The organism is Streptomyces sp. R11, from assembly GCF_041051905.1.
Lineage (GTDB): Bacteria > Actinomycetota > Actinomycetes > Streptomycetales > Streptomycetaceae > Streptomyces.
Genome location: NZ_CP163432.1, coordinates 5165816 through 5187686, shown reverse-complemented (window position 1 = coordinate 5187686; position 21871 = coordinate 5165816). Strand labels below are relative to the sequence as shown.

Below are 21871 nucleotides of genomic sequence, written 5' to 3'. Positions count from 1 at the left end.
CCGCGCCGCGGGGGTGCGCCTTCCGGTACCTCCCCCTGCCCCCCCTACGCGGGTGCCGCGCCGCGGGAGTGCGCCACCGCCGCGGCCACTCCGGCGGCGTCACATGCGGGACACGTTGCGTTCGTAGACCAGGCGGAGGCCGACCAAGGTCAGCCACGGCTCGTGTTCGTCGATGACCGAGGATTCACCCAGGACCATGGGGGCCAGGCCGCCCGTGGCGATGACCGTGACGTCGTCGGGGTCGTCGGCGAGTTCGCGGGCCATGCGGTTGACGACGCCGTCCACCTGGCCGGCGAAGCCGTAGATGATGCCGGACTGCATGGCCTCGACCGTGTTCTTGCCGATGACGCTGCGCGGGCGGGCCACCTCGATCTTGCGGAGCTGGGCGCCCCTGACGCCGAGGGCCTCGACCGAGATCTCGATGCCGGGGGCGATGACACCGCCGATGTACTCCCCGCGCGCGCTCACCGCGTCGAACGTCGTCGCCGTACCGAAGTCGACGACGATGGCCGGGCCGCCGTAGAGGTCGACCGCTGCCACCGCGTTGATGATGCGGTCGGCGCCGACCTCCTTGGGGTTGTCCGTGAGGATCGGGACGCCCGTCTTCACGCCCGGTTCGACGAGGACCGCCGGGACGTCGCCGTAGTAGCGGCGGGTCACCTCGCGGAGTTCGTGGAGGACGGAAGGGACGGTGGCGCAGATGGCGATTCCGTCGATGCCGTCGCCCAGCTCGTCGCCGAGGAGCGGGTGCATGCCCATCAGGCCCTGGAGGAGGACCGCCAGTTCGTCGGCGGTGCGGCGGGCGTCCGTCGAGATGCGCCAGTGCTCGACGATGTCCTCGCCGTCGAACAGGCCGAGGACGGTGTGCGTGTTGCCTACGTCGATCGTGAGGAGCATGCCGGTCCCTACTCCGCCGCTCGCAGGTCCAGGCCGATGTCCAGGACCGGCGAGGAGTGGGTGAGGGCCCCTACGGCCAGGTAGTCGACGCCCGTGTCGGCGTACGCCTTGGCGTTGGCCAGGGTCAGGCGACCCGATGCTTCGAGCGCCGCTCGGCCGTGCACGATCGACACCGCCTCCTCGCATTCGCCCGGCGTGAAGTTGTCCAGGAGGATCAGGTCCGCGCCCGCGTCCACCACTTCGCGGAGTTGGTGGAGGGTGTCCACCTCGACCTCGATCGGGAGGTCCGGGAAGGCTTCGCGGACAGCCTTGAAGGCCTGGCTCACACCGCCCGCCGCCAGGACGTGGTTGTCCTTGACCAGGGCCGCGTCCGAGAGCGACATCCGGTGGTTCACTCCGCCTCCGCAGCGGACCGCGTACTTCTCCAGGGCGCGCAGACCGGGGGTGGTCTTGCGGGTGTCCCGGACCCTCGCCTTCGTGCCGTCCAGCGCGTCCGCCCACGCGCGCGTGGCCGTCGCGATGCCCGACAGGCGGCAGAGGATGTTCAGCGCGCTGCGCTCCGCCGTCAGGAGGTCGCGGGTGCGGGTGGTGATCGAGAGAAGCCTCTGGCCCTCCGTCACACGGTCGCCGTCCTCCACGTGGCGCTCCACCTCGAACTCGTCCTCGCAGACGATCGAGACCACCGCCTCGGCGACCCTGAGGCCCGCCACGACGCCCGCCTCACGCGCGACGAAGTCGGCGGTGGCGACGGCCTCTTCGGGGATGGTCGCGACCGTCGTCACGTCCACACCGTGGGCCAGGTCCTCCTGGATGGCCACGTTCGCGATGTCCTCGACCTCGACCGGGTCGAGGCCCGCGTCGGCCAGGAGCTGGGCGAGTGCGGGGTCGAGGCCGCACTCCAGGTACTCCTCGTCGGCACCGCAGGCGCAGCCGTCGCCGCAGCCGCCGGTCGAGGCGAGGGGAAGGTCGGGGGTGGTCACTGCTGTCACTGCTCCTGGGGACGGGTCGGGGGGAAGTCTGCGGTGTCTGTGGTGTGCACGGCCAGTGTGCGGTCCGGGTTCAGGCGTACGACGATGTGGCGGCGCCATGCCGCGTCGTCGCGGTCGGGCTCGTCCTCACGCCAGTGGCAGCCCCGGGTCTCCTTGCGTTGCTGCGCCGCGGCCACCAGGACCCTGGCCACGCAGAGGAGGTTCGTGGCCTCCCAGGTGTCCACGCCGGGCTCGGCCGTCTTGCCGTTCTCGGCGAGTGCGTCGCGGGCCTCGGTGTGCAGGAGCTGGATCTGCTCGGCGGCCTTGGCGAGGGAGTCAGCGGAGCGCAGGACTCCGGCGCCGTCGGTCATCGTCCGCTGGATCGCGAAGCGGGCCTCGGGGCCGAGCAGCGGGTGCTCGGGGGTCTCGGGGTACGGCACCGGGTGCGGCACGCGCGCGTGGAGGCCGTTGGCCGCGCGGGCGGCGGCGATGTCGGTCACGATGCGCTCGGCGTAGACCAGGCCTTCGAGGAGTGAGTTGGAGGCCAGGCGGTTGGCGCCGTGCACGCCCGTGCAGGCGACCTCACCGCACGCGTACAGGCCGGGGACGGTCGTACGGCCCCGGGAGTCGGTGCGCACGCCGCCGGAGGCGTAGTGGGCGGCCGGGGCGATCGGGATGGGGGTGGTGACCGGGTCGATGCCGTTCGCGCGGCAGGCGGCGAGGATCGTCGGGAAACGGTGCTCCCACATGTCGGCGCCGAAGTGGCGGGCGTCGAGGAACATGTGTTCCGCGTCCTGCTCCTGCATGCGTCGCATGATGCCCTTGGCGACGATGTCCCGGGGGGCGAGTTCGGCAAGTTCGTGCTGTCCGACCATGAAGCGCACGCCGTCGGCGTCGACCAGGTGGGCGCCCTCGCCGCGTACGGCCTCGGAGACCAGGGGCTGCTGGCCCTCCGCGTCCGGGCCGAGGAAGAGGACCGTGGGGTGGAACTGGACGAATTCCAGGTCGCTCACTTCGGCGCCCGCGCGAAGCGCCAGGGCTACGCCGTCGCCGGTCGACACCGACGGGTTCGTCGTCGCCGAGAAGACCTGGCCCATGCCGCCGGTCGCGAGGACCACCGCGGGCGCGTGCACCGCGCCCACGCCGTCGTGCTGGCCCTCGCCCATGACGTGCAGGGTGACGCCGGCCGTACGGCCCTCGGCGTCCGTCAGGAGGTCGAGGACGAGTGCGTTCTCGATCGTGCGCAGGCCACGCGCGCGTACCGCCTCGACCAGGGCACGCGAGATCTCCGCGCCGGTGGCGTCCCCGCCGGCGTGGGCGATACGGCGCCGGTGGTGGCCGCCCTCGCGGGTGAGCTCCAGGCCGCCTTCCTCCGACTCGTCGAAGTGGGCGCCGGTCTCGATGAGGCGGCGTACGGCGTCGGGGCCCTCGGTGACGAGGATGCGGACCGCGTCCTCGTCGCACAGGCCGGCGCCGGCGACCAGGGTGTCGTCGAGGTGCTGTTCGGGGGTGTCGCCCTCGCCGAGGGCCGCGGCGATGCCGCCCTGGGCCCAGCGGGTGGAGCCGTCGTCGAGGCGGGCCTTGGTGACGACGACCGTCGTCAGGCCGGCGGCCTCGCAGCGCAGGGCTGCGGTGAGGCCGGCGACGCCGGAGCCGACGACCACGACGTCCGCGGTGATGGACCACCCGGGCGCGGGCGCGTGCAGTCGTATGCCTGTGCTGGTCACGAGGCGGCTCCGAAGGTGAGGGGGAGGTTGTCGATCAGCCGGGTCGCCCCGACCCGGGCGGCGACGGCGAGGACAGCCTCGCCGGTGAAGTCGTCCTCGATCTCGGTGAAGTCGGACGGGTCGATGAGCGCGAGGTAGTCCAGTTCGAGCGGCGGGTCGAGGCGGGCGGCCTCGTCGAGCAGCATGCGGGCGGCGGCGCGGATGGCCGCCGGGGCGCCGGGGACCGCCTTGGCGACGGCGTGTGCGTCGGCCGCCGCGCGGGACTCCCCTATGGCGCTGAGCGCTTCCGCACGCGCGCGTGTGGCGGGCACTTCGCGTGCCCGCGCACGCAACGCCTCCTGTGCCGCGTGCCGGTCGCGGCCGGCGAAGAGGGCCTGGGACAGCGCGAGTGCCGTGTGCCGTTCCTTGGGCGAGAGGTAGCGGTTGCGGCTGGAGAGCGCGAGGCCGTCCTCCTCGCGCACGGTCGGGACGCCCACGATCTCGACGCCGAAGTTCAGGTCGCGCACCATGCGGCGGATCAGGGCGAGTTGCTGGGCGTCCTTCTGGCCGTACAGGGCGACGTCGGGGCGGGTGAGGTGGAGCAGCTTGGCGACGACGGTGAGCACGCCGTCGAAGTGGCCGGGGCGCGAGGCACCCTCCAGGCTGTCGCCCATGGGGCCGGCGCTGATGCGGACCTGGGGACGGCCGCCCGGGTAGACCTCGTCCACGGAGGGCGCGAACACGGCGTCGGCGCCCGCCTGTTCGGCGATCTTGAGGTCGGCGTCCAGGGTGCGCGGGTAGCGGTCGAGGTCCTCGCCCTCTCCGAACTGCAAGGGGTTCACGAAGACGGTGACGACTACGTCGCCCTGCGGGCCGGCGATCGTGCGCGCGGTGCGGATCAGGGTGGCGTGGCCCTCGTGCAGGGCGCCCATGGTCATCACGACGGCGCGGCGGCCGGTACGCGTGCGTGCGTGCAGTTCGTCAGCGGTGCGCAGCAAGGTCGTCATCGGGCGTCTCCCTCGGCGCCGTCGGTCCCGTCGGTCCCATCGGCGAGTACCCCGAGAAGGTCCTCGGCGAGCTCCGGCTTGAGCAGTCCGTGGGCGAGTGCCCGGTCGGCGGTCGCGCGCGCCATCGCCAGATAGCCGGCGACGGCCTGCGGGGCGTGCCTGCGCAGTTCCGTGACGTGCGCGGCGACGGTGCCCGCGTCCCCACGCGCGACGGGGCCGGTCAGGGCCGCGTCGCCGGAGCGCAGGGCGTTGTCGAGGGCGGCGCCGAGCAGCGGGCCGAGCATCCGGTCGGGGGCCTCCACGCCCGCCTCGCGCAGCAGCTCCATGGACTGGGCGACGAGCGTCACCAGGTGGTTCGCGCCCAGCGCGAGCGCCGCATGGTAGAGCGGGCGCCTCTCCTCGGCGATCCACTCGGGTTCGCCGCCCATCTCGATGACGAGGGCCTCGGCGGCCAGCCGCAGCTCCTCGGGCGCGGTGACGCCGAAGGAGCACCCGGCCAGGCGCTGGACGTCGACGGGAGTGCCGGTGAAGGTCATCGCCGGGTGCAGGGCCAGCGGCAGGCCGCCCGCGCGCAGGACGGGGTCCAGGACCTTCGCGCCGTACCGCCCGGAGGTGTGCACCAGCAGCTGCCCCGGTCGTACGGCACCGGTCTCGGCGAGGCCCTCGACCAGCCCGGGCAGCGTGTCGTCCGGGACGGTCAGCAGCACCAGCTCGGCGCGGGCGAGCACCTCGGCGGGCGGCACGAGCGGCACGTCGGGGAGCAGCTGTGCGGCCCGTCGCCTGGAGGCGTCGGAGACCGCGGAGACGGCCACCGGACGGTGCCCGGCGAGCTGGAGGGACGCGGCGAGTGCGGGGCCCACGCGACCGGCGCCGACGACACCGACGGTGAGCCGCGCGGGGCGGTCCCTGGGATCTGGCTGTTGGCTTGTACTCACTCGACGGCGGCCTTCCCGTTCCAGTCCGCTCCGGGTACCGGACGATTTCTCGTCATGTTAACGCGATTGGTTCGAGAGGCGTTCGGTTGTCCACAGGCTGTGGGTTTCCACCCGCCTCGCGCGCGTGTGGACAGATGAGGGCAGCAGTCGAAACTCGGGTGCCCGCTCGGGTGGTCTCCCGGGAGGATCCGGGCCATGAGCGATACGGCGGAGCAGGGCACACAGCAGAGCACGCAGATCACGGACGACGAACAGCGCAAACAGCGCTTCGAGCGGCGCATAGGCGCATTCCGGAGTGCGGAGCGTGTCCTCTCACGCCTCGACTTCCTGGGCACGCTCCGCGAGCGCCTCGCACTTCTGGAGGCGGCGCCGGACGTGTACGACCTGGACGAGCGGGCGGACCTCTACGGCAACGGCGTCGTCGAGGCCCTGGAGGACAAGACCGCAGCGCTGCTCGGCAAGGAAGCCGCCGCGTTCTTCCCGACCGGCACGATGGCCCAGCAGATCGCCCTGCGCTGCTGGGCCGGCCACACCGGCGACCCGACCGTCGCCCTGCATGCGCTGGCCCACCCCGAGGTGCATGAGCGGAACGCGTTCAGCCAGGTCAGCGGGTTGCGACCGGTTCAGGTGACGAGCGAGCCTAGGCAGCCGACCGCCGCCGAGGTCCGCGACTTCGAGGAGCCCTTCGGGGCACTCGTGCTGGAACTGCCCCTCCGCGACGCCGGTTTCCTGCTGCCTTCCTGGGGCGAACTCGTCGAGGTGGTGGAGGCAGCACGGGAGCGCGATGCGGTGGTGCACTTCGACGGTGCGCGCCTGTGGGAGTCCACCGTCCACTTCGGCCGCCGGCTGGAGGAGATCGCAGGCCTGGCGGACAGCGTCTACGTGTCGTTCTACAAGTCCCTGCGCGGATACGGGGGCGCCGCGCTCGCCGGTCCGCGGACGCTGGTGGAGGAGGCGAAGGTCTGGCGGCACCGCTACGGCGGCATGGTGTTCCAGCAGTTCCCCACGGCGCTGGCGGCGCTGGTCGGCCTGGAGCGGGAGCTGCCCCGGCTGCCGGGGTACGTGGCCCACGCACGCGTGGTGGCCGCGGCGCTGCGCGAGGGGTTCGCCGCAGCCGGGGTGCCCTGGGCGCGCGTCCACCCCGAGGTGCCGCACACGAACGAGTTCCAGCTCTGGCTGCCGTACGACGTCGACGTCCTCTCCGAGGCCGCGATCCGGCAGGCGGAGGAGACGGAGACCGGTCTGTTCGCCAACGCCTGGGATCAGAAGGGCCCGGGGTTGGCCTGCACCGAGGTCTCGGTCCGCGGAGCCGGCCTGGAGTGGACGGCCGAGGACGTGAAGGAGGCCGTCGCCCGGTTCGTGGCCGTGCTGAACGAGGAGGTCAGCAGGTAGAGCGGGCCCATGCTGACCGAGGAGGTCAGCAGGTGGAGCGGGTCCGTGGACGCAGCCACCGCCGCAAGGCCTGGCGCATCCGCCCACGGGCCGGGCGTCCGGCGGGTACCGCCCGGAACTGCCGGTAGTCGCGCAACTCGCGCGCGACGTGCCAGTCATGGGCTCCCGGCCCGGGCGGGGCGGGATCGCCGTGTTGGTGGGCACGGCAGGTGTCGAGGAGGTAGTGCTGCGTGATGCTCATGGCGTATCGCCTTCTCGGGACGCAGGAGACATGACGGAGGAGGCATGACGTGCGGAGGCATGACGTGCGGAGGGATCGGGCTCCGCGGTCGCCCCGGTGATCCCAGGCTTGCCTCCGTCCGGCGGCTACATCGCGTCGATTGACGGCCGTCGTCAATCGGCGGCCACGTTGTCAGTGGCGGGGCGCACCATGAGGGCATGAGCGTGACCATCGACATCGCGGGGCTGCGGCCGGAGAGGCTCGCCGTCGTGCCCTCACCCCTGGCCGAGCTCGGCATGGCGCTGCACGCGCTGTCGGAGCCGGGGCACCACCCGGGCCTGCAGGGCTGGGTGACGGGCGTGACAGCCCGGTTGGACTCGCACCTGGCCGACCGGATGTGCGAGGCCGACTTCCTGTGGCGGGCGACGTTCTCCGACCTCTTCCTGCCCTTCGCCGGCATCCCGGGCGGTAGCGCCCTCCCGGGCGCCACGCTGGCGGAGGAGCTGGATCAGCTGGACAAGCTGACGGATGAGCAGTTCGTGGACGCGGCCCTGGAGTTCACCTGCGCCCTGCCGTACAGCACGCGCGGGCCCGACGCGCTCTCCGACGCCGGCGTGCGACGGCGTGCCCTGGACCTCGCCGCCGCGCGCGGGCCGCAGCAGATGCGGTTCAGCGAGCGACTGCTGTTCGATCCGCCGCGTATCCGGGCCTGGCTGCGGCAGTTCCTCCAGGACTGCGACGAGGCCTTCTTCGCCGATACCTGGTCCCGGCTGCGCCACCAGCTCGCGGCGGACGCCCGCCACAAGACGGACCTGCTGCGGCACAAGGGCCTGGCGGAGGCGCTGGCCGCGGTCTCCCCGGCGGTCACTCTCGACGAGGCCGCCGCGCGGATCACGGTCGACAAGCTGGGCGACGGCCGTACGGCCACGGGGGACGGCGGTCTCCTCCTCGTCCCGACGAGCCTGGGCTGGCCACACCTGATGGTCCTGCACCGCTACGCCTGGCAGCCGGTGCTGCACTACCCGGTCGGCTCCCCGGAGCTCGCCGCCCCGCCCACGGTCGAGCAGCTGGCTCTGCGGATGACCGCGCTCTCCCACCCCGTGCGCATGCGCATCTGCCGCAATCTCGCCCGCAGCGCGTACACAACGGGCGAGCTGGCACAGGCGCACGGCGTGACTGCGCCGGAGATATCCCGGCACCTGGGAGTGCTGAAGAAGGCGGGCCTGATCACCACCCGCCGCCGGGGGCGGTACGTCCTGCACCAGCTGGACGTGACGGTGGTGGCCCGGCTCGGCAGCGACTTCCTGGAGGGGATCCTGCGCTGAGCACTCCCCTCCTGCGCCCACGGCTCAGTCGAAGCGGATGTGCCTGATCCCGACCCTCGCCTGCCGCAGCCGTGTGCGCAGCGGGCCCTCGTTGTTGGGCCTCAGCCGTAGCCCGGCCAGGACGGCGATGCGGTCAGCGGTCTTCGGCACGGTCGAGTGGTCCGTCCACAGATGTTCGGCGAACTCCGGCTCCCGCAGCCGCTCCAGGCAGTGGTCGAGCTGCTGGACGGCCCAGCTCTCCCGGCGCGGCCCGGCGTTCTTCCCGATGCCCTTGCCCACGTTCTTTCCGGCCGCGTACTGCAGGAGGTGCCCGAAGCCCCTCTCCCGCAGCCGCTTCAGGACCGTCTCGCGCTCGGCGAGGAGCGTGAAGTGCCGTACGTCATGGCCGAGTTCGCGCAGCCGGCCCACGGTCTCCCCGAAGTAGCCGGAGTCCGTGACCGTCATGGGCGCGATCACCACACCGTCGTGCTTGGTGAGGGCGAGGTCGAGGACCTCGACGACGCCCTGCCGCCAGGAGCTCAAGTCCTGGAAGTCCCCTCGCAGTTCGGGCGGCAGCGTCCGCCGCAGCCCGAAGCCCGCGTGCTCGGGGTCGCAGACCACGCTGCCCGGCAGGCGGCGCTGGATCTCGTACGCGGTCTGTGTCTTGCCGCCCCCGAAAGGGCCGTTGATCCACAGGAGCATGCGCAGACCCTAGTGGGCACCGGTTACGCGGGAGTCACGCCCACCGTGCGTCAGCCGTGCCCGCCGGCCCGCACCAGACCCGTCTCGTACGCGAGGACGACCACCTGCACCCGGTCCCTGAGCCCCAGCTTGGTCAGGATGCGGCCGACGTGGGTCTTCACCGTCGCCTCGGACAGGACCAGCCGGGCCGCGATCTCGCCGTTGGACAGGCCCTGGGCGACCAGCACCATGACCTCGCGCTCGCGGTCGGTGAGCCGCTCCAGCTCCTTGTGCTTGGGCTCGTTGCCGCTGGAGGGCAGCATGGGTGCGAAGCGGTCCAGCAGGCGCCGGGTCGTCGACGGGGCGACCACCGCGTCGCCGCTGTGCACCGCGCGGATGGCGGCGAGGAGTTCGCCGGGCGGCACGTCCTTCAGCATGAAGCCGGAGGCGCCCGCCTTCAGCCCGGAGAAGGCGTACTCGTCGAGGTCGAAGGTGGTCAGGATCAGCACCTTGGGCGGCTCGGGGTCCGAGCAGATGCGGCGGGTGGTCTCCACACCGTCCAGCTTCGGCATGCGCACGTCCATCAGCACGACGTCGACGGGAGTCGAACGCAGCACCTGGAGGGCCTCGACGCCGTCTCCCGCCTCCGCGACGACCTCCATGTCCGGCTGGGCGGCAAGCACCATCCGGAACCCGGTGCGCAGCAGCACCTGGTCGTCGACGAGCATCACGCGGATCGCCATCGGGGTCCTCTTCCGTGTCTTTCGTATCCGTCTACAGGGCCGTTACAGGTGTCAACAAAGCGCATGCGCAAGCGTCAGTGTGCTGGTTTGAGCGGCAGCAGCGCACTGATGCGGAATCCTCCGCCCGGGCGCGGCCCCGCGTCCAGGGTGCCGCCCACCATGCCGACCCTCTCGCGCATACCGATCAGGCCGTGGCCACTGCCGTCGGCGCCGCCGTCCTCGTACAGCTCGTGCGGGGCGCCCTTGCCGTCGTCCTCGACGAGCAGGCCGAGCCCGTCGTCGAAGTAGACCAGGCGCACGCTGGCGCCCGTGTTCGGCCCGCCGTGCTTGCGCGTGTTCGTCAGCGCCTCCTGCACGATGCGGTACGCCGTCAGCTCGACGCCGCTGGGCAGCGGGCGCGGAGTGCCCTCGACCTTGAAGTCGACCGGCAGGCCGGAGCTGCGGCACTGCTGGATGAGGTCGTCGATCTGCTCGACGTCGGGCTGCGGCACGTACTCGCCGCTCTCCTGGTGCTCGCCGGTGCGCAGCACCCCCAGCAGGCGGCGCATCTCGGCGAGGGCCTGGCGGCCGGTGGAGGAGATGGTCTCCAGGGCCTTCTTGGCCTGGTCCGGGGCGGAGTCGAGGACGTAGGCGGCGCCGTCGGCCTGCACGACCATCACGGAGACGTTGTGGGCGACGACGTCGTGCAGCTCGCGCGCGATCCGGGCGCGTTCGGCGGCGACCGCGACCTTGGACTGCGCCTCGCGCTCCTTCTCGAGCCGGGTCGCGCGCTCCTCGAGCTGCTCGTAGTAGGCGCGACGGGTCCGGATCGAGTCGCCGAGCACCCAGGCGAGCGCGAACGGCACCGTCAGGAAGATCACCAGGGCCACATTGCCCAGAACACTGGAGTCCTGCTCGGGCCAGCGCGTCTGTGCCAACGGCGCCGCGCACAGGCCCGCACCCAGTGCGAGCCGGGACGCCCAGCGGGCGCCGGTCGCAGCCACGGTGTAGGTGATCACCAGGAAGGCGAAGTTGACAGGCGTCGGCGCCACGTTCAGCACCAGCTGCGCCAGCCCCACGACGATGGCCAGCACCAGCATCTTCTCCGGCATGCGCCGGCGCAGCGCGATCACCAGGCCCAGCAGGAGGAGGACCGGGACGATGATCGCCTCGGAGGAGGTGCCCGGCAGGTCCTGCCCGCCCTCCTCGCGGACGGCCACGCTCATCACAGAGATCCCGAAGAGGAGGACGGCCCAGAAGCTGTCGACCCACGTCGGGTGCCTGCGGAGGAAGTCATAGAGGCGCTGCACGTAACCCAGCGTAGGGAAGCGAGATGTGTGCACGGGTCAACCGGAGGGCCGATCCGCACTACCCGCGCGTACTCCGCAAGGTGGAGGCTGCGTTCTCCTGTGCGCCTAGGCCCTGCCGTTTGGATCATCTCGGCGTCGCGGGCCCTGGCACGCACGCGTCCGCCAAGAGGAACCGATCCTCACAGCCGAACTGATCCAAACGACAGGGCCTAGCCTGGGCCGGTGACAGAAGTGGCGACGGGCGAGTGGCGAGGGTGGCGGGCGGCAGCGGAAGCCGCACTCTACGGGCCGGGCGGCTTCTACCGCCGCCCCGAGGGCCCGGCCGGTCACTTCCGTACGTCCGTCCACGCGTCGCCCCTCTTCGCCGCTGCCGTGGCCCGGCTGCTGTGCCGGGTCGACGAGGCACTGGGCCGCCCCGAGCGGCTCGACTTCGTCGACATGGCGGCGGGGCGGGGCGAGCTGGTCACCGGCGTACTGGCCGCCCTGCCCGCCGACGTGGCGGCACGCACGTGTGCGTACGCCGTCGAGCTCGCCGACCGCCCGGAAACCCTGGATCACCGGATTGAGTGGAGGTCCGAGCCGCCGCACCTGATCAAGGGCCTGCTGTTCGCCAACGAGTGGCTGGACAACGTCCCCCTGGAGGTCGCGGAGGTGGACTCCGCGGGCGTACCCCGGCTGGTTCTCGTACGACGCGACGGGACCGAGCGCCTCGGGGAGCCGGTCGCCGGTGCGGAGGCGGAGTGGCTCGCACGCTGGTGGCCGCTCGGGGGCGTGCAGGGGGCGCGGGCCGAGATCGGGCTGCCGCGCGACGGGGCCTGGGCCGCGGCCGTGGCGACCCTGGACCGAGGGCTCGCGGTCGCCGTGGACTACGCGCACACAGCGCCCGCACGCCCGCCCTTCGGGACGCTCACCGGCTTCCGCGAGGGGCGCGAGACGGTGCCCGTGCCGGACGGCTCGTGCGACATCACGGCGCACGTGGCCCTGGACGCGTGCGCGACGGCGTGCGCGCTGCCCGGCGCACGCCTGGTGTCTCAGCGCGAGGCACTGCACGCCGTGGGCATCACGGGCGCGCGCCCCCCGCTCGAACTGGCCTCCACAAACCCCACGGAGTACGTACGCGCCCTCGCGACCGCGGGAGAAGCCGCCGAACTCACGGCGACGACCGGACTGGGAGACTTCGGCTGGCTGCTGCAGCCGGTCGGAGTTCCGGACGTACTGGCGGGCTGACGGCGCCCGGACTCCCCGCCGGCCGACTACTTGTCGATGTCCCCCACCACGAAGAACATCGACCCCAGGATCGCCACCATGTCCGCCACCAGCGTCCCCGGCAGCAGCTCGACCAGCGCCTGGATGTTGTTGTACGAGGCCGAGCGCAGCTTCAGCCGGTACGGCGTCTTCTCGCCCTTGCTGACGAGGTAGTAGCCGTTGATGCCGAGCGGGTTCTCGGTCCACGCGTACGTGTGCCCCTCGGGCGCCTTCAGCACCTTGGGAAGCCGCTGGTTGATCGGCCCGGGCGCCAGCTCGGCGAGCCGGTCCAGGCAGGCGTCGGCCAGGTCGAGGGAGACGTGGGTCTGCTCCAGCAGGCACTCGAAACGAGCAAGACAGTCGCCCTCGTCCCGGGTCACTACCCGCAGCACGTCCCCCAGCTCGCCGTACGCGAGATACGGCTCGTCACGCCGCAGATCGAAGTCCACGCCCGAGGCGCGCGCGATCGGCCCGCTCACGCCGTACGCGTGCACGGCCTCCGGCGTGAGGGCGCCCACGCCCCGCGTACGCCCCCGGAAGATCTCGTTGCCCAGCACAAGATCGTCGAACCGGTCCATGCGGGAGCGCACATCGGCGACGGCGGCACGCGCACGCGTGGCCCACCCGGCCGGCAGGTCCTCCTTCAGGCCTCCGACCCGGTTGAACATGTAGTGCATGCGCCCACCGGAGACCTCCTCCATCACATGCTGGAGCTCCTCGCGCTCCGTGAAGGCGTAGAAGATCGGCGTGATCCCGCCCAGCTCCAGCGGATACGACCCCAGGAACATCAGGTGGTTCAGCACCCGGTTGAGCTCCGCGAGCAGCGTCCGGGTCCACACGGCCCGCTCGGGCACCTCCATGCCGAGCATGCGCTCCACGGCGAGGACGACGCCCAGCTCGTTGGAGAACGCCGACAGCCAGTCGTGCCGGTTGGCGAGCATGATGATCTGCCGGTAGTCGCGGGCCTCGAAAAGCTTCTCCGCACCCCGGTGCATGTACCCGATCACCGGCTCCGCCCGCACGATGCGCTCGCCGTCGAGCACGAGCTTGAGGCGCAGCACACCATGCGTGGACGGGTGCTGGGGGCCGATGTTGAGCACCATGTCGGTGCTCTCCGCGGCGCCGCCGATACCGACCATGGTCTCCGTCGTAGGAGTCATGGACACAGTCTCTCCTACGTACGCTGGCCCCATGGAGACGGGGAGCCCGGAGAACACGGGGACTGCGGGAGACGAGCTGGTGGCGGCCGAGCCGGGGTGGCGGGGGCTGCCACCGGGCCTGCTGCGCATGCGCCGGCTGTTGCTGGTGGTGTGGCTGGGCCTGCTGGCGATCGGCCTGGGCCTGCTGCCCGGCCTGCTCGCGGGGCCCGCCTGGGCGGCCTTCGCCGTGCTGCCGTTGGCGCTGATGGCGTGGGGCTGGGTGATGCTCGGCCGCAACTGGCGTTCGTGGCGATACGCCGAGCGCGCCGACGACCTGCTGATCAGCCGGGGCGTGCTGTGGCGTGAGGAGACGATCGTGCCGTACGGCCGGATGCAGCTGGTCGAGGTGACGTCCGGGCCGGTGGAGCGGCACTTCGGCCTGGCCAGCGTGCAACTGCACACGGCGGCCGCCGCGACCGACGCGACCATCCCCGGCCTGGACCCGGCGGAGGCGGAACGCCTGCGTGACCGGCTCACCGAGCTGGGCGAGGCCCGATCGGCGGGCCTGTGACGACGCAGGGCGTCGACGACGCCGTACGCGAGAAACAACCCATGACGGAACGCCGGCTCCACCCGGTGACGCCGCTCAGGCGCGCGTGGGCGCCGATCGCCGTACTCATCGGCTGGGCGGTGCACGACCCGGACCAGGCGCAACGCCAGCTGACCAAACTGACCACCACCACGCTCCTGCTCGCGCTGGCGGTGCTCGTCCCCGCAGCGGCCCTGTACGGCTTCCTCACCTGGTGGTTCACCCACTTCGCGGTGACGGACACCGACCTGCGCATCCGCACCGGACTGCTCTTCCGCCGCACCGCGCACATCCGACTGGAACGCATCCAGGCCATCGACATCACCCAGCCCCTGCTCGCGCGCGTGGCAGGCGTGGCCAAGCTCAAACTGGACGTCATAGGCACGGACAAAAAAGACGAACTCGCCTTCCTGGACGCGGAGGAGGCACGCACCCTCCGCGCGGAACTCCTGGCCCGCGCCGCCGGCTTCGCCCCCGAGACGGCACACGAGGTGGGAGAGGCACCGTCCCGCCAACTCCTGCGCGTACCCCCCACCGTCCTGGCGATCTCCCTCGTCCTGACCGGCGCCACCTGGGGAACACTGGCCGCCGCGGTCGTCGTACCGACCATCCTCTGGCTGGTCACCGAGAGCGTGTGGACGGTCCTGGCGACCGCGGTTCCGCTGATCGGCGCGGCAGGGGCGAGCAGTGTGGGGCGGTTCGTCGCCGAGTACGACTGGACGGTGGGCGAGTCACCGGACGGCCTGCGCATCGACCACGGCCTGCTGGACCGCGCACACGAGACGGTGCCGCCCGGCCGCGTCCAGACCGTACGGATCGTCGAGCCGCTGCTGTGGCGCCGGCGCGGCTGGGTACGGGTGGAACTGGACGTGGCGGGCTCGTCCAACTCCCTCCTGCTCCCGGTCGCCCCACGCGAGGTGGCCGAGTCGGTGGTCGCACGCGTACTCCCCGGCACGACGGTCCCCTCCCCCGCCGCCCTGTCCCGCCCACCGCGACGCGCCGCCCCGTGCATGCCGCTGTGGTGGCGCGGCTACGGCCTGTCCGTCACAGAAGCCGCCTTCGCCGCCCGAACCGGCCTCTTCCGCAGAAGCCTGGCCCTGGTCCCGCACGCGAAGGTCCAGAGCGTACGCCTCACCCAGGGCCCCTGGAAGCGCCTGTGGGGCGTCGCCGACGTACACGTGGACACAGGGGCCAACAAGACGGTCACCGCCCGCCTGAGAGGCGCCAAGGAGGCGGCAGAACTCCTACGCAGCCAAGCGGAACGCTCCCGCACGGGCCGCAGAGACGCCCGCCCGGACCGCTGGATGGCGTGACAGCCGCGGAAAAGAGAGGCGTCGGCCCCCCTTAGGAAACCGCGCTGCGCAACCCCTGCACATCGATCTGCTCGGTCTCGTCATGAGCCGTCAGGTCGATGACCTGCCCGATCCCCCGGGACTCCTCGTCCGCAGGCTTGAACTCCGCCTCGGCCTCGGCCTTGTGAAGAGCCAGGGCCTCCTGGCCCACGACATCGGCGAGGTCCTCGTTCTGGACGGACTCCAACGCGGAGGACTCGGCCCGCTTGGTTCCGAAGAAGTCGAAGCCACCCTGGACCGCCGGACGCCGTACGGGCGTCGCCGGCACGACGGCCACGGCAGTCGGCGCGATGAAGTGCCCGGACGGCTGCTGGGCCGCAGGAAGCGCGGGCTGGGCAGTGCGGGCGACCGCGCCCGTCGAGGTGCCGGCGGCCGCGCGCTCATGCCCGTCGACCGCCTCGGGCTTCCCCTGCGCGTCATCCTCCAGCGCAGGCTCCGTCTCGGACCCGGCGGCGTCCCCCGCCTCCGCCTCGGCGGCCCCCGAACCGGTCTTCACCGGCTCGTCGTTGGAAGGCCCGTCGCCCTTGGGGGGCTCGTTGTTCGGCGGCTCGTCCGTCGGAGGCTCAGCCTTCGAGGACGCGCCCTTGGCGGGCTCGCCCTCCGAGGACTCACTCTTCGCGGACTCCCCCGCCGGAGACTCCCCGTCCTCGTCGAACCGCGCCAACGCCTCCTTGGCCCGCAGGAACAGCCGAGACCCTTCAGGCGAGAAAACAGCAGAAGCCGCCGGCGCCTCCTCAACGGCCTCGGCCTCGGCGCCCTCGGCGTCGACCTCAACCTCGGCCTCAACCGCAGCACCCTCGGAGTCGGCCTCGACATCAGCAGGGACAGCCACAGTCCCCGCCCCGTCAACCGGACCCGGCACGGCCCCCGGCGGCAACGCCCGCGCAGGCGCCCCCGCTTCTATCTCCAGGACCCGCCGCTCCTCCAGCACACTCGCCCGCTCGGTCTCCGCCGTGGCGTACCGCCGCAGCAGCGACGCATGCTCGTTGCGCAACCCCGCAAGCTCGGCCCGCTTGGCCCGCAGCCGCTGCTCCAGCTTCACCCGGAGCTCGCGCGACTCCTCGAGGTCGGTCTCCAACTCGGCGACCCGCTCCTCGTGCCGCCACTCATCGCTCGCACGCGCGCGCGTGAGGTCGGCGACCTGCTTGCCCGCCTGCGCGTCCCAGCGGCGCATGACGACCCCACCGACGACCGCCGTCGCCGCGGCGGCCGCGGCAAGGCCGCGCAGCACCACGGGCTCGGTGAACACCCACGGCGCAAGGGCGCAGACAACGGATACGCCTGCGATCGCCGACGGGGGCAGCAGCCTGTGCAAGGGCGGGGAATGACGGTGACGTCCACGTGGCATGGCCAGAAACTTACCGCGCGTAGGCGAATCTTGGCGCCCCACCCCGTAAAAACACAGCCATCCCGAGTCGTTCACAGTGCATCAGCAATCAGATCCGCCCCGAATTAACCAGGACCCAAGATCACAAAGCCGCGCCGCCACTCACGCACTCAACGCCCGCTCACCCGCTCAACCGCCCACTCACCCACTCCAACGTCCCCGGAATCTCCCGCCGCCAGGTGTTGAAGTTGTGCCCGCCGCTTTCGAGGATGACCGACGAGATCCGCGTCAGCTTCGTGGCCTTCACGCGTTCAATGAACTTCAACGTGTCCTTGTAGTTGGATTCTCCAACTTTGCTGCTGCTGACCAGCAGTGAAGTGTCCGGCGCCGGCATGTGCTCCAGGTACCACCACAGGTTCGCGCGATTGCGCAGTTCCTCGTCACCCTGGAAGAGATCTCCCGTCGTGGCGTCGATCGGCGCCTTGTAGTACGCGGAAAGTCCCGCCCCGGCGGCGTACACCCGGGGGTGGTGCATGGCGAGCTTCAACGCGCAGTAGCCGCCCGTGGAGTCCCCGATGATGCCCCAGCCACCCGGTTCACGCCCCACCCTGTAGTGCCCGCTCACGGCATCGGGGAGATCCTTCGCGAAGAACGACTCCGTCTGCGGCCCCCCGGGAATGTCCACGCACTCCGTGTCCCGCGGCGGCGCCACCGTGGGCCGCATCATCACCAGGATCATCGGCTGCATACGCCCGTCAGCGGCCAGCCGCCCGGCCGTACGCGGATAGTCGAGCTTGTCCACCAGCGCCTCGGCCGTACCCGGATACCCGGTGAGAACGACGGCCGCCGGGAACGTACGCGTGCGGAACTGCGGCTGAAAATACTCGGGCGGCAGATAGACGTACGCGGGCGTCGCGATCCGCGTCGCACGGCCCACGATCCCGACCTTCTGGATCTGCCCGCCCACCTGCGGCCGGGCACTCGCCGCCCCCGGCACCCGCCGCGTGTCGACGACCCGAAGCGGCCCACGCGCGGGCGTGTGGTCCACGACGACGCCCATTTCGTCCTCCTGACCGAACAGGTCGGCCCAGCTGGCGTAGAACCCGAAGGCCTGGTTGGCTCCGAGACCGACCGCGGCGAAGAGCGCCAACTGCGTGGAGAACAGCAGGCCGACGCGCCCGCCGACCGCCCGCCGGCCTCGGCGCGCCAGTCGCGGCCACAGCCAGACCGTGCCGACGAACAGCCCTACGGCGGCCGACACCGCCAGCGCCAGCACCTTGTCGCTCGTGAGCCCCATCGATGGTTACCTGTCCGCACTTTCCGTCCGGTCCACGCGGGCGCACGACACATGCGCCCGCGCTGCCTCCCCTGCACCTTCGCAAGGGCTTGCCCCGGACTTTCCTTGGCCTTTGAAACGGTTTTGGGAAGCCGAGTGAACCTCTCCCCTCAAGACACCGTCCTAGAGGGCGCAATGTCGCCGGATGCCCGAATCGGCACCGGATCCAAGGTCTCTCGCAGAACTAATGGGATGCGATGTCTGTCAGGACAGATGTGGAAATGTCGGGCGCGGTTCCTCAACGATCGAGCCGAGTGGGGCAACTGCCCAGCCGGGTACGGCATCTGCTCCGCGGCCCGCGCCCCGAGGCAGTTCCCCTGCTCGTCGGCAGAGCCTGCGCGCTGGTGGGCCTGCTGGACATCGCCGCGGGTGTCTTCCCGCGCTTCCGTCACAGCCGTATGCACGCCATCGCCGAGGTGCTGCCGGGCTCCACGGGCCCGTTCGCGGCCGCGCTCTCGCTGAGCGCCGGCGTACTGCTGCTCCTGCTCGCCCACGGCCTCAAGCGCGGCAAGCGGCGGGCATGGCGGGCCGCCGTCGTGCTGCTGCCGGCCGGAGCGGTCGCGCAGTTCACCTACCGCCACTCCGTGGTGGGCGTCCTCATCTCCCTGGCGCTGCTGGCCACTCTGCTGCGCCACCGCGACCAGTTCACCGCCCTGCCCGACCCGCGCAGCCGGTGGCGGGCGCTGGCCAACTTCGTCCTCATGGGCGCCGGTTCCCTCGCCCTCGGCCTGATCATCGTCAGCGCCCACCCGAACACCCTGGTCGGCGACCCGAGCCTGGTCGACCGCATCACCCACGTCCTGTACGGCCTGTTCGGCTTCGAGGGCCCGGTCGACTACCAGGGCAACACCTCGTGGACGGTCGCCTTCTCGCTCGGCGCCCTCGGCTGGATCACGGCGGTCACGACGATCTACCTCGCCTTCCGCCCCGAACACCCCGCCGCCCGCCTCACCGAGGACGACGAGGCTCGCCTGCGCGCGCTGCTCGCCAAGCACGGCGGCCGCGACTCCCTCGGCCACTTCGCGCTGCGCCGCGACAAGGCAGTCGTCTTCTCCCCCAGCGGCAAGGCGGCGGTGACGTACCGCGTCGTCTCCGGCGTGATGCTCGCCAGCGGTGACCCCATCGGCGACGTCGAGGCCTGGCCCGGCGCCATCGAGCGCTTCATGGACGAGGCCAAGGCCCACTCCTGGACCCCCGCCGTCATGGGCTGCTCCGAGACCGGCGCCGAGGTGTGGACCCGCGAGACCGGGCTCGACGCCCTCGAACTGGGCGACGAGGCGGTGGTGGACGTCCCGGATTTCTCGCTCGCCGGCCGCGCGATGCGCAACGTGCGACAGATGGTCAAGCGCATCGAGCGCGCCGGTTACGAGACCCGGGTACGGCGCGTCCGTGACCTCGGCGAGACCGAGCTGGACCGCATCCGCCGCGCCGCCGACGACTGGCGCGGCACCGACACCGAGCGCGGCTTCTCCATGGCGCTGGGCCGCGTCGGCGACCCCGCCGACGGCGACTGTCTCGTCGCCACCGCCCACAAGGCCGACGAGGAACCGGGAGAGTACGGCGACCTCAAGGCGATCCTCCACTTCGTGCCGTGGGGCACGGACGGGGTCTCGCTGGACCTGATGCGCCGCGACCGCTCGGCGGACCCCGGCATGAACGAACTGCTGATCGTCGCCGCCCTCCAGGCCGCCCCGAGGTTCGGCATCGCGCGCGTATCCCTCAACTTCGCGATGTTCCGCTCGGCACTGGCCCGCGGCGAGAAGATCGGCGCGGGTCCGGTGCTGCGCGCCTGGCGGGGCCTGCTGGTCTTTCTGTCCCGCTGGTTCCAGATCGAGTCCCTGTACAAGTTCAACGCCAAGTTCCGGCCACGCTGGGAGCCCCGTTTCGTGGTCTACCGCGCCTCGGCCGACCTGCCCCGCCTCGGCTTCGCCGCCATGCAGGCCGAGGGATTCGTGAACCTGGCCCTGCCGCTGCCGCGCTTCCTGCGCCGCCGTACCCACGCACCGCGCCCCTGCCCGCACCGGGTGACGGAACGGGACGCCCAGGCGGCGTGACCGCCTCCCGGACCGGCCCGAGCGCAAGCCCCACCCCCTGCCCCAAGGGCTCCCGCTCGGGCTACGGCACGTCCCGGCACCCCCTTGGGCCTAGGCTGAACGTATGAGCAAGCAGAGCGGACGCGGGCGCGTCACGGGCCTTCCGCAATGGGACCGGTGCGCGGTCATGGGAGTCGTCAACGTGACCCCCGATTCCTTCTCCGACGGAGGCCGCTGGTTCGACACGACGGCCGCCGTCAAGCACGGCCTCGCCCTGGTCGAGGAGGGTGCCGACCTGGTCGACGTCGGCGGCGAGTCCACCCGCCCCGGCGCCAGCCGGGTCGACGAGGCCGAGGAACTGCGCCGCGTCATCCCCGTCGTCCGCGGCCTCGCCTCCGAGGGCGTCACGATCTCCGTCGACACCATGCGCGCCTCCGTCGCCGAGCAGGCCCTCGCCGCCGGCGCCGCCCTCGTCAACGACGTCAGCGGCGGCCTCGCCGACCCCGCGATGATCCCTGTCGTCGCGGACGCCGGCGCCCCCTTCGTCGTCATGCACTGGCGCGGCTTCCTGGAGGGCGGCAACGTCAAGGGCGTCTACGACGACGTCGTCGCCGAGGTCGTCGACGAGCTCCACGCGCGTGTGGAGGCCGTTCTGGCCGGCGGCATCACCCCCGACCGCGTCGTCGTCGACCCCGGCCTGGGCTTCTCCAAGGACGCCGAGCACGACCTCGTGCTCCTCGCCCACCTCGACCGCATCCTCGCCCTCGGCCACCCCCTCCTCGTCGCCGCGTCCCGCAAGCGGTTCCTCGGCCGTGTCCTCGCCGGGCCGGAGGGCGCGCCGCCGCCCGCGCGCGAGCGCGACGCCGCCACGGCCGCCGTCTCGGCGCTCGCGGCGCACGCCGGCGCCTGGGCGGTGCGGGTGCACGAGGTACACGCCACTGCGGACGCGGTGCGCGTGGCACGCGCCGTCGAGGGAGCGCGCGTCCCTGAGAACGCGCCTGGCGCGCAAGCCGCCGAGGGAGCCCGGTGAGCGCCCCGCACACCGACGTCGAGCAGGTGGAGGCCGCCAACACCGCCTTCTACGAGGCGATGGAGCGCGGCGACTTCGAGGAGCTGTCCTCGTTCTGGCTCACCCCCTCCGACCTCGGCGTCGACGAGACCTACCACGACCCGGCGGACGTCGGCGTGGTCTCCTGCGTGCACCCCGGCTGGCCGGTTCTCACCGGCCGCGGCGAGGTCCTGCGGTCGTACGCGCTGATCATGGCGAACACCGACTACATCCAGTTCTTCCTCACCGACGTCCACGTCTCCGTGACCGGCGACACCGCCGTGGTGACCTGCACCGAGAACATCCTCAGCGGCGGGCCCGCCCCCGAGGGCGACGAGGAGCTCGGCCCGCTCGTGGGCCAGCTCGTGGTCGCCACGAACGTGTTCCGGCGCACGCCGGAGGGCTGGAAGATGTGGTCGCACCACGCTTCGCCGGTTCTGGCCGAAAACGACGAGGACGAGAGCGACGACACCCCCTCCTGAGTGGGTAGGCGGCCTACAGGACGACCGCAGGACCGCACAGGACCGCACCACAGGGCCGCACCACAGGACGGCAGGAACACGCGCAGGGACAATCACGGACAAACACCGGGATGACTCGCAGGAGCCACCCGCAAGGGGGCCCGTCGGCCCCCGCCGGGAGCAAGAAGTGGTTGGAATC

Annotated in this window: 20 protein-coding genes; 8 read left to right on the top strand and 12 right to left on the bottom strand. The window is 71.8% G+C overall.

The genetic code is table 11. The annotated features are described in order from the left end of the window. Nucleotides 1–99 precede the first annotated feature (99 nt). Genes AB5J55_RS24035 through AB5J55_RS24015 form a run of 5 tightly spaced genes read right to left on the bottom strand, consistent with a single transcriptional unit; the run spans nt 100 to nt 5513 of the window. Complete coding sequence (locus AB5J55_RS24035; protein WP_369272645.1) at nt 100–897, bottom strand: type III pantothenate kinase; 798 nt, start codon at nt 895–897, stop codon at nt 100–102. Between the two features lie 8 nt (nt 898–905). After that, on the bottom strand, nt 906–1877 hold the full coding sequence (nadC, locus tag AB5J55_RS24030) for a carboxylating nicotinate-nucleotide diphosphorylase (protein ID WP_369276277.1): 972 nt from the start codon (nt 1875–1877) through the stop codon (nt 906–908). A 5-nt stretch (nt 1878–1882) separates the two neighbouring features. Next, entirely contained in the window at nt 1883–3592 is a 1710-nt protein-coding gene (locus tag AB5J55_RS24025; RefSeq protein ID WP_369272644.1) for an L-aspartate oxidase, read from the bottom strand. Further along, nucleotides 3589–4578 (bottom strand): pantoate--beta-alanine ligase, encoded by a 990-nt coding sequence (gene panC / locus AB5J55_RS24020; protein ID WP_369272643.1) that lies wholly within the window; start codon nt 4576–4578, stop codon nt 3589–3591. Before panC ends, AB5J55_RS24025 begins: the two co-directional genes overlap by 4 nt. After that, complete coding sequence (locus AB5J55_RS24015; protein ID WP_369272642.1) at nt 4575–5513, bottom strand: Rossmann-like and DUF2520 domain-containing protein; 939 nt, start codon at nt 5511–5513, stop codon at nt 4575–4577. The genes panC and AB5J55_RS24015 overlap by 4 nt, the downstream gene beginning before the upstream one ends. Nucleotides 5514–5708: 195 nt before the next feature. On the opposite strand from AB5J55_RS24015, the gene AB5J55_RS24010 reads away from it, so the two are divergent. Continuing rightward, nucleotides 5709–6905: a low specificity L-threonine aldolase gene (locus tag AB5J55_RS24010; RefSeq protein ID WP_369272641.1), complete on the top strand. Its 1197-nt coding sequence runs from the start codon at nt 5709–5711 to the stop codon at nt 6903–6905. 25 nt (nt 6906–6930) lie between these two features. On the opposite strand, the gene AB5J55_RS24005 is transcribed toward AB5J55_RS24010, so the two are convergent. Then, nucleotides 6931–7146: a hypothetical protein gene (locus tag AB5J55_RS24005; RefSeq protein WP_369272640.1), complete on the bottom strand. Its 216-nt coding sequence runs from the start codon at nt 7144–7146 to the stop codon at nt 6931–6933. A gap of 197 nt (nt 7147–7343) precedes the next feature. Between AB5J55_RS24005 and AB5J55_RS24000 the strand changes: the two genes are divergently transcribed. Then, nucleotides 7344–8450, top strand: a complete 1107-nt coding sequence (locus AB5J55_RS24000; RefSeq protein ID WP_369272639.1) for a DUF5937 family protein — start codon at nt 7344–7346, stop codon at nt 8448–8450. 24 nt (nt 8451–8474) lie between these two features. Here the strand turns inward: AB5J55_RS24000 and AB5J55_RS23995 are convergent, their stop codons facing one another. From AB5J55_RS23995 to AB5J55_RS23985, 3 genes are all read right to left on the bottom strand, one after another. Continuing rightward, nucleotides 8475–9131, bottom strand: a complete 657-nt coding sequence (locus AB5J55_RS23995; RefSeq protein ID WP_369272638.1) for an AAA family ATPase — start codon at nt 9129–9131, stop codon at nt 8475–8477. Between the two features lie 50 nt (nt 9132–9181). Then, nucleotides 9182–9853 carry a response regulator gene (locus AB5J55_RS23990; protein WP_369272637.1) on the bottom strand — a complete coding sequence of 224 codons (672 nt, stop codon included), beginning with the start codon at nt 9851–9853 and terminating at the stop codon, nt 9182–9184. Nucleotides 9854–9927: 74 nt separating this feature from the next. Further along, nucleotides 9928–11142: a sensor histidine kinase gene (locus AB5J55_RS23985; RefSeq protein ID WP_369272636.1), complete on the bottom strand. Its 1215-nt coding sequence runs from the start codon at nt 11140–11142 to the stop codon at nt 9928–9930. A 222-nt stretch (nt 11143–11364) separates the two neighbouring features. Here AB5J55_RS23985 and AB5J55_RS23980 point away from each other — a divergent pair, with 222 nt between their 5' ends. Next, nucleotides 11365–12369 (top strand): SAM-dependent methyltransferase, encoded by a 1005-nt coding sequence (locus AB5J55_RS23980; RefSeq protein ID WP_369272635.1) that lies wholly within the window; start codon nt 11365–11367, stop codon nt 12367–12369. A 26-nt stretch (nt 12370–12395) separates the two neighbouring features. Here the strand turns inward: AB5J55_RS23980 and AB5J55_RS23975 are convergent, their stop codons facing one another. Continuing rightward, nucleotides 12396–13547: an NADH-quinone oxidoreductase subunit D gene (locus tag AB5J55_RS23975; protein ID WP_369272634.1), complete on the bottom strand. Its 1152-nt coding sequence runs from the start codon at nt 13545–13547 to the stop codon at nt 12396–12398. 31 nt (nt 13548–13578) lie between these two features. On the opposite strand from AB5J55_RS23975, the gene AB5J55_RS23970 reads away from it, so the two are divergent. Together AB5J55_RS23970 and AB5J55_RS23965 are read left to right on the top strand one after the other, a co-directional pair. Further along, on the top strand, nt 13579–14097 hold the full coding sequence (locus AB5J55_RS23970) for a PH domain-containing protein (protein ID WP_369272633.1): 519 nt from the start codon (nt 13579–13581) through the stop codon (nt 14095–14097). Continuing rightward, nucleotides 14094–15428: a PH domain-containing protein gene (locus tag AB5J55_RS23965; RefSeq protein WP_369272632.1), complete on the top strand. Its 1335-nt coding sequence runs from the start codon at nt 14094–14096 to the stop codon at nt 15426–15428. The genes AB5J55_RS23970 and AB5J55_RS23965 overlap by 4 nt, the downstream gene beginning before the upstream one ends. Before the next feature lie 31 nt (nt 15429–15459). On the opposite strand, the gene AB5J55_RS23960 is transcribed toward AB5J55_RS23965, so the two are convergent. Both AB5J55_RS23960 and AB5J55_RS23955 read right to left on the bottom strand, forming a co-directional pair. Continuing rightward, complete coding sequence (locus AB5J55_RS23960; protein WP_369272631.1) at nt 15460–16815, bottom strand: hypothetical protein; 1356 nt, start codon at nt 16813–16815, stop codon at nt 15460–15462. Between the two features lie 160 nt (nt 16816–16975). Beyond that, nucleotides 16976–18091, bottom strand: a complete 1116-nt coding sequence (locus tag AB5J55_RS23955; protein ID WP_369272630.1) for an alpha/beta hydrolase — start codon at nt 18089–18091, stop codon at nt 16976–16978. A gap of 260 nt (nt 18092–18351) precedes the next feature. Here AB5J55_RS23955 and AB5J55_RS23950 point away from each other — a divergent pair, with 260 nt between their 5' ends. The 3 genes from AB5J55_RS23950 to AB5J55_RS23940 all read left to right on the top strand — a co-directional run bounded on the left by AB5J55_RS23950 (nt 18352) and on the right by AB5J55_RS23940 (nt 21693). Next, entirely contained in the window at nt 18352–20184 is a 1833-nt protein-coding gene (locus AB5J55_RS23950; RefSeq protein ID WP_369276276.1) for a phosphatidylglycerol lysyltransferase domain-containing protein, read from the top strand. A 103-nt stretch (nt 20185–20287) separates the two neighbouring features. Then, a complete protein-coding gene (folP, locus tag AB5J55_RS23945) occupies nt 20288–21193 on the top strand; it encodes a dihydropteroate synthase (protein ID WP_369272629.1) in 906 nt (301 codons plus the stop codon). Next, nucleotides 21190–21693 (top strand): nuclear transport factor 2 family protein, encoded by a 504-nt coding sequence (locus AB5J55_RS23940; RefSeq protein ID WP_369272628.1) that lies wholly within the window; start codon nt 21190–21192, stop codon nt 21691–21693. The genes folP and AB5J55_RS23940 overlap by 4 nt, the downstream gene beginning before the upstream one ends. Nucleotides 21694–21871: the final 178 nt, after the last annotated feature.

What these genes read in the sequence shown, in the direction of transcription:
- AB5J55_RS24035 (WP_369272645.1), bottom strand. Translation starts at nt 897, where the DNA reads ATGCTCCTCACGATCGACGTAGGCAACACGCACACCGTCCTCGGCCTG.
- panC (WP_369272643.1), bottom strand. Translation starts at nt 4,578, where the DNA reads ATGACGACCTTGCTGCGCACCGCTGACGAACTGCACGCACGCACGCGT.
- AB5J55_RS24010 (WP_369272641.1), top strand. Translation starts at nt 5,709, where the DNA reads ATGAGCGATACGGCGGAGCAGGGCACACAGCAGAGCACGCAGATCACG.
- AB5J55_RS24005 (WP_369272640.1), bottom strand. Translation starts at nt 7,146, where the DNA reads ATGAGCATCACGCAGCACTACCTCCTCGACACCTGCCGTGCCCACCAA.
- AB5J55_RS24000 (WP_369272639.1), top strand. Translation starts at nt 7,344, where the DNA reads ATGAGCGTGACCATCGACATCGCGGGGCTGCGGCCGGAGAGGCTCGCC.
- AB5J55_RS23995 (WP_369272638.1), bottom strand. Translation starts at nt 9,131, where the DNA reads ATGCTCCTGTGGATCAACGGCCCTTTCGGGGGCGGCAAGACACAGACC.
- AB5J55_RS23990 (WP_369272637.1), bottom strand. Translation starts at nt 9,853, where the DNA reads ATGGCGATCCGCGTGATGCTCGTCGACGACCAGGTGCTGCTGCGCACC.
- AB5J55_RS23975 (WP_369272634.1), bottom strand. Translation starts at nt 13,547, where the DNA reads ATGACTCCTACGACGGAGACCATGGTCGGTATCGGCGGCGCCGCGGAG.
- AB5J55_RS23970 (WP_369272633.1), top strand. Translation starts at nt 13,579, where the DNA reads ATGGAGACGGGGAGCCCGGAGAACACGGGGACTGCGGGAGACGAGCTG.
- AB5J55_RS23960 (WP_369272631.1), bottom strand. Translation starts at nt 16,815, where the DNA reads ATGCCACGTGGACGTCACCGTCATTCCCCGCCCTTGCACAGGCTGCTG.
- AB5J55_RS23955 (WP_369272630.1), bottom strand. Translation starts at nt 18,091, where the DNA reads ATGGGGCTCACGAGCGACAAGGTGCTGGCGCTGGCGGTGTCGGCCGCC.
- AB5J55_RS23950 (WP_369276276.1), top strand. Translation starts at nt 18,352, where the DNA reads ATGTCGGGCGCGGTTCCTCAACGATCGAGCCGAGTGGGGCAACTGCCC.
- folP (WP_369272629.1), top strand. Translation starts at nt 20,288, where the DNA reads ATGAGCAAGCAGAGCGGACGCGGGCGCGTCACGGGCCTTCCGCAATGG.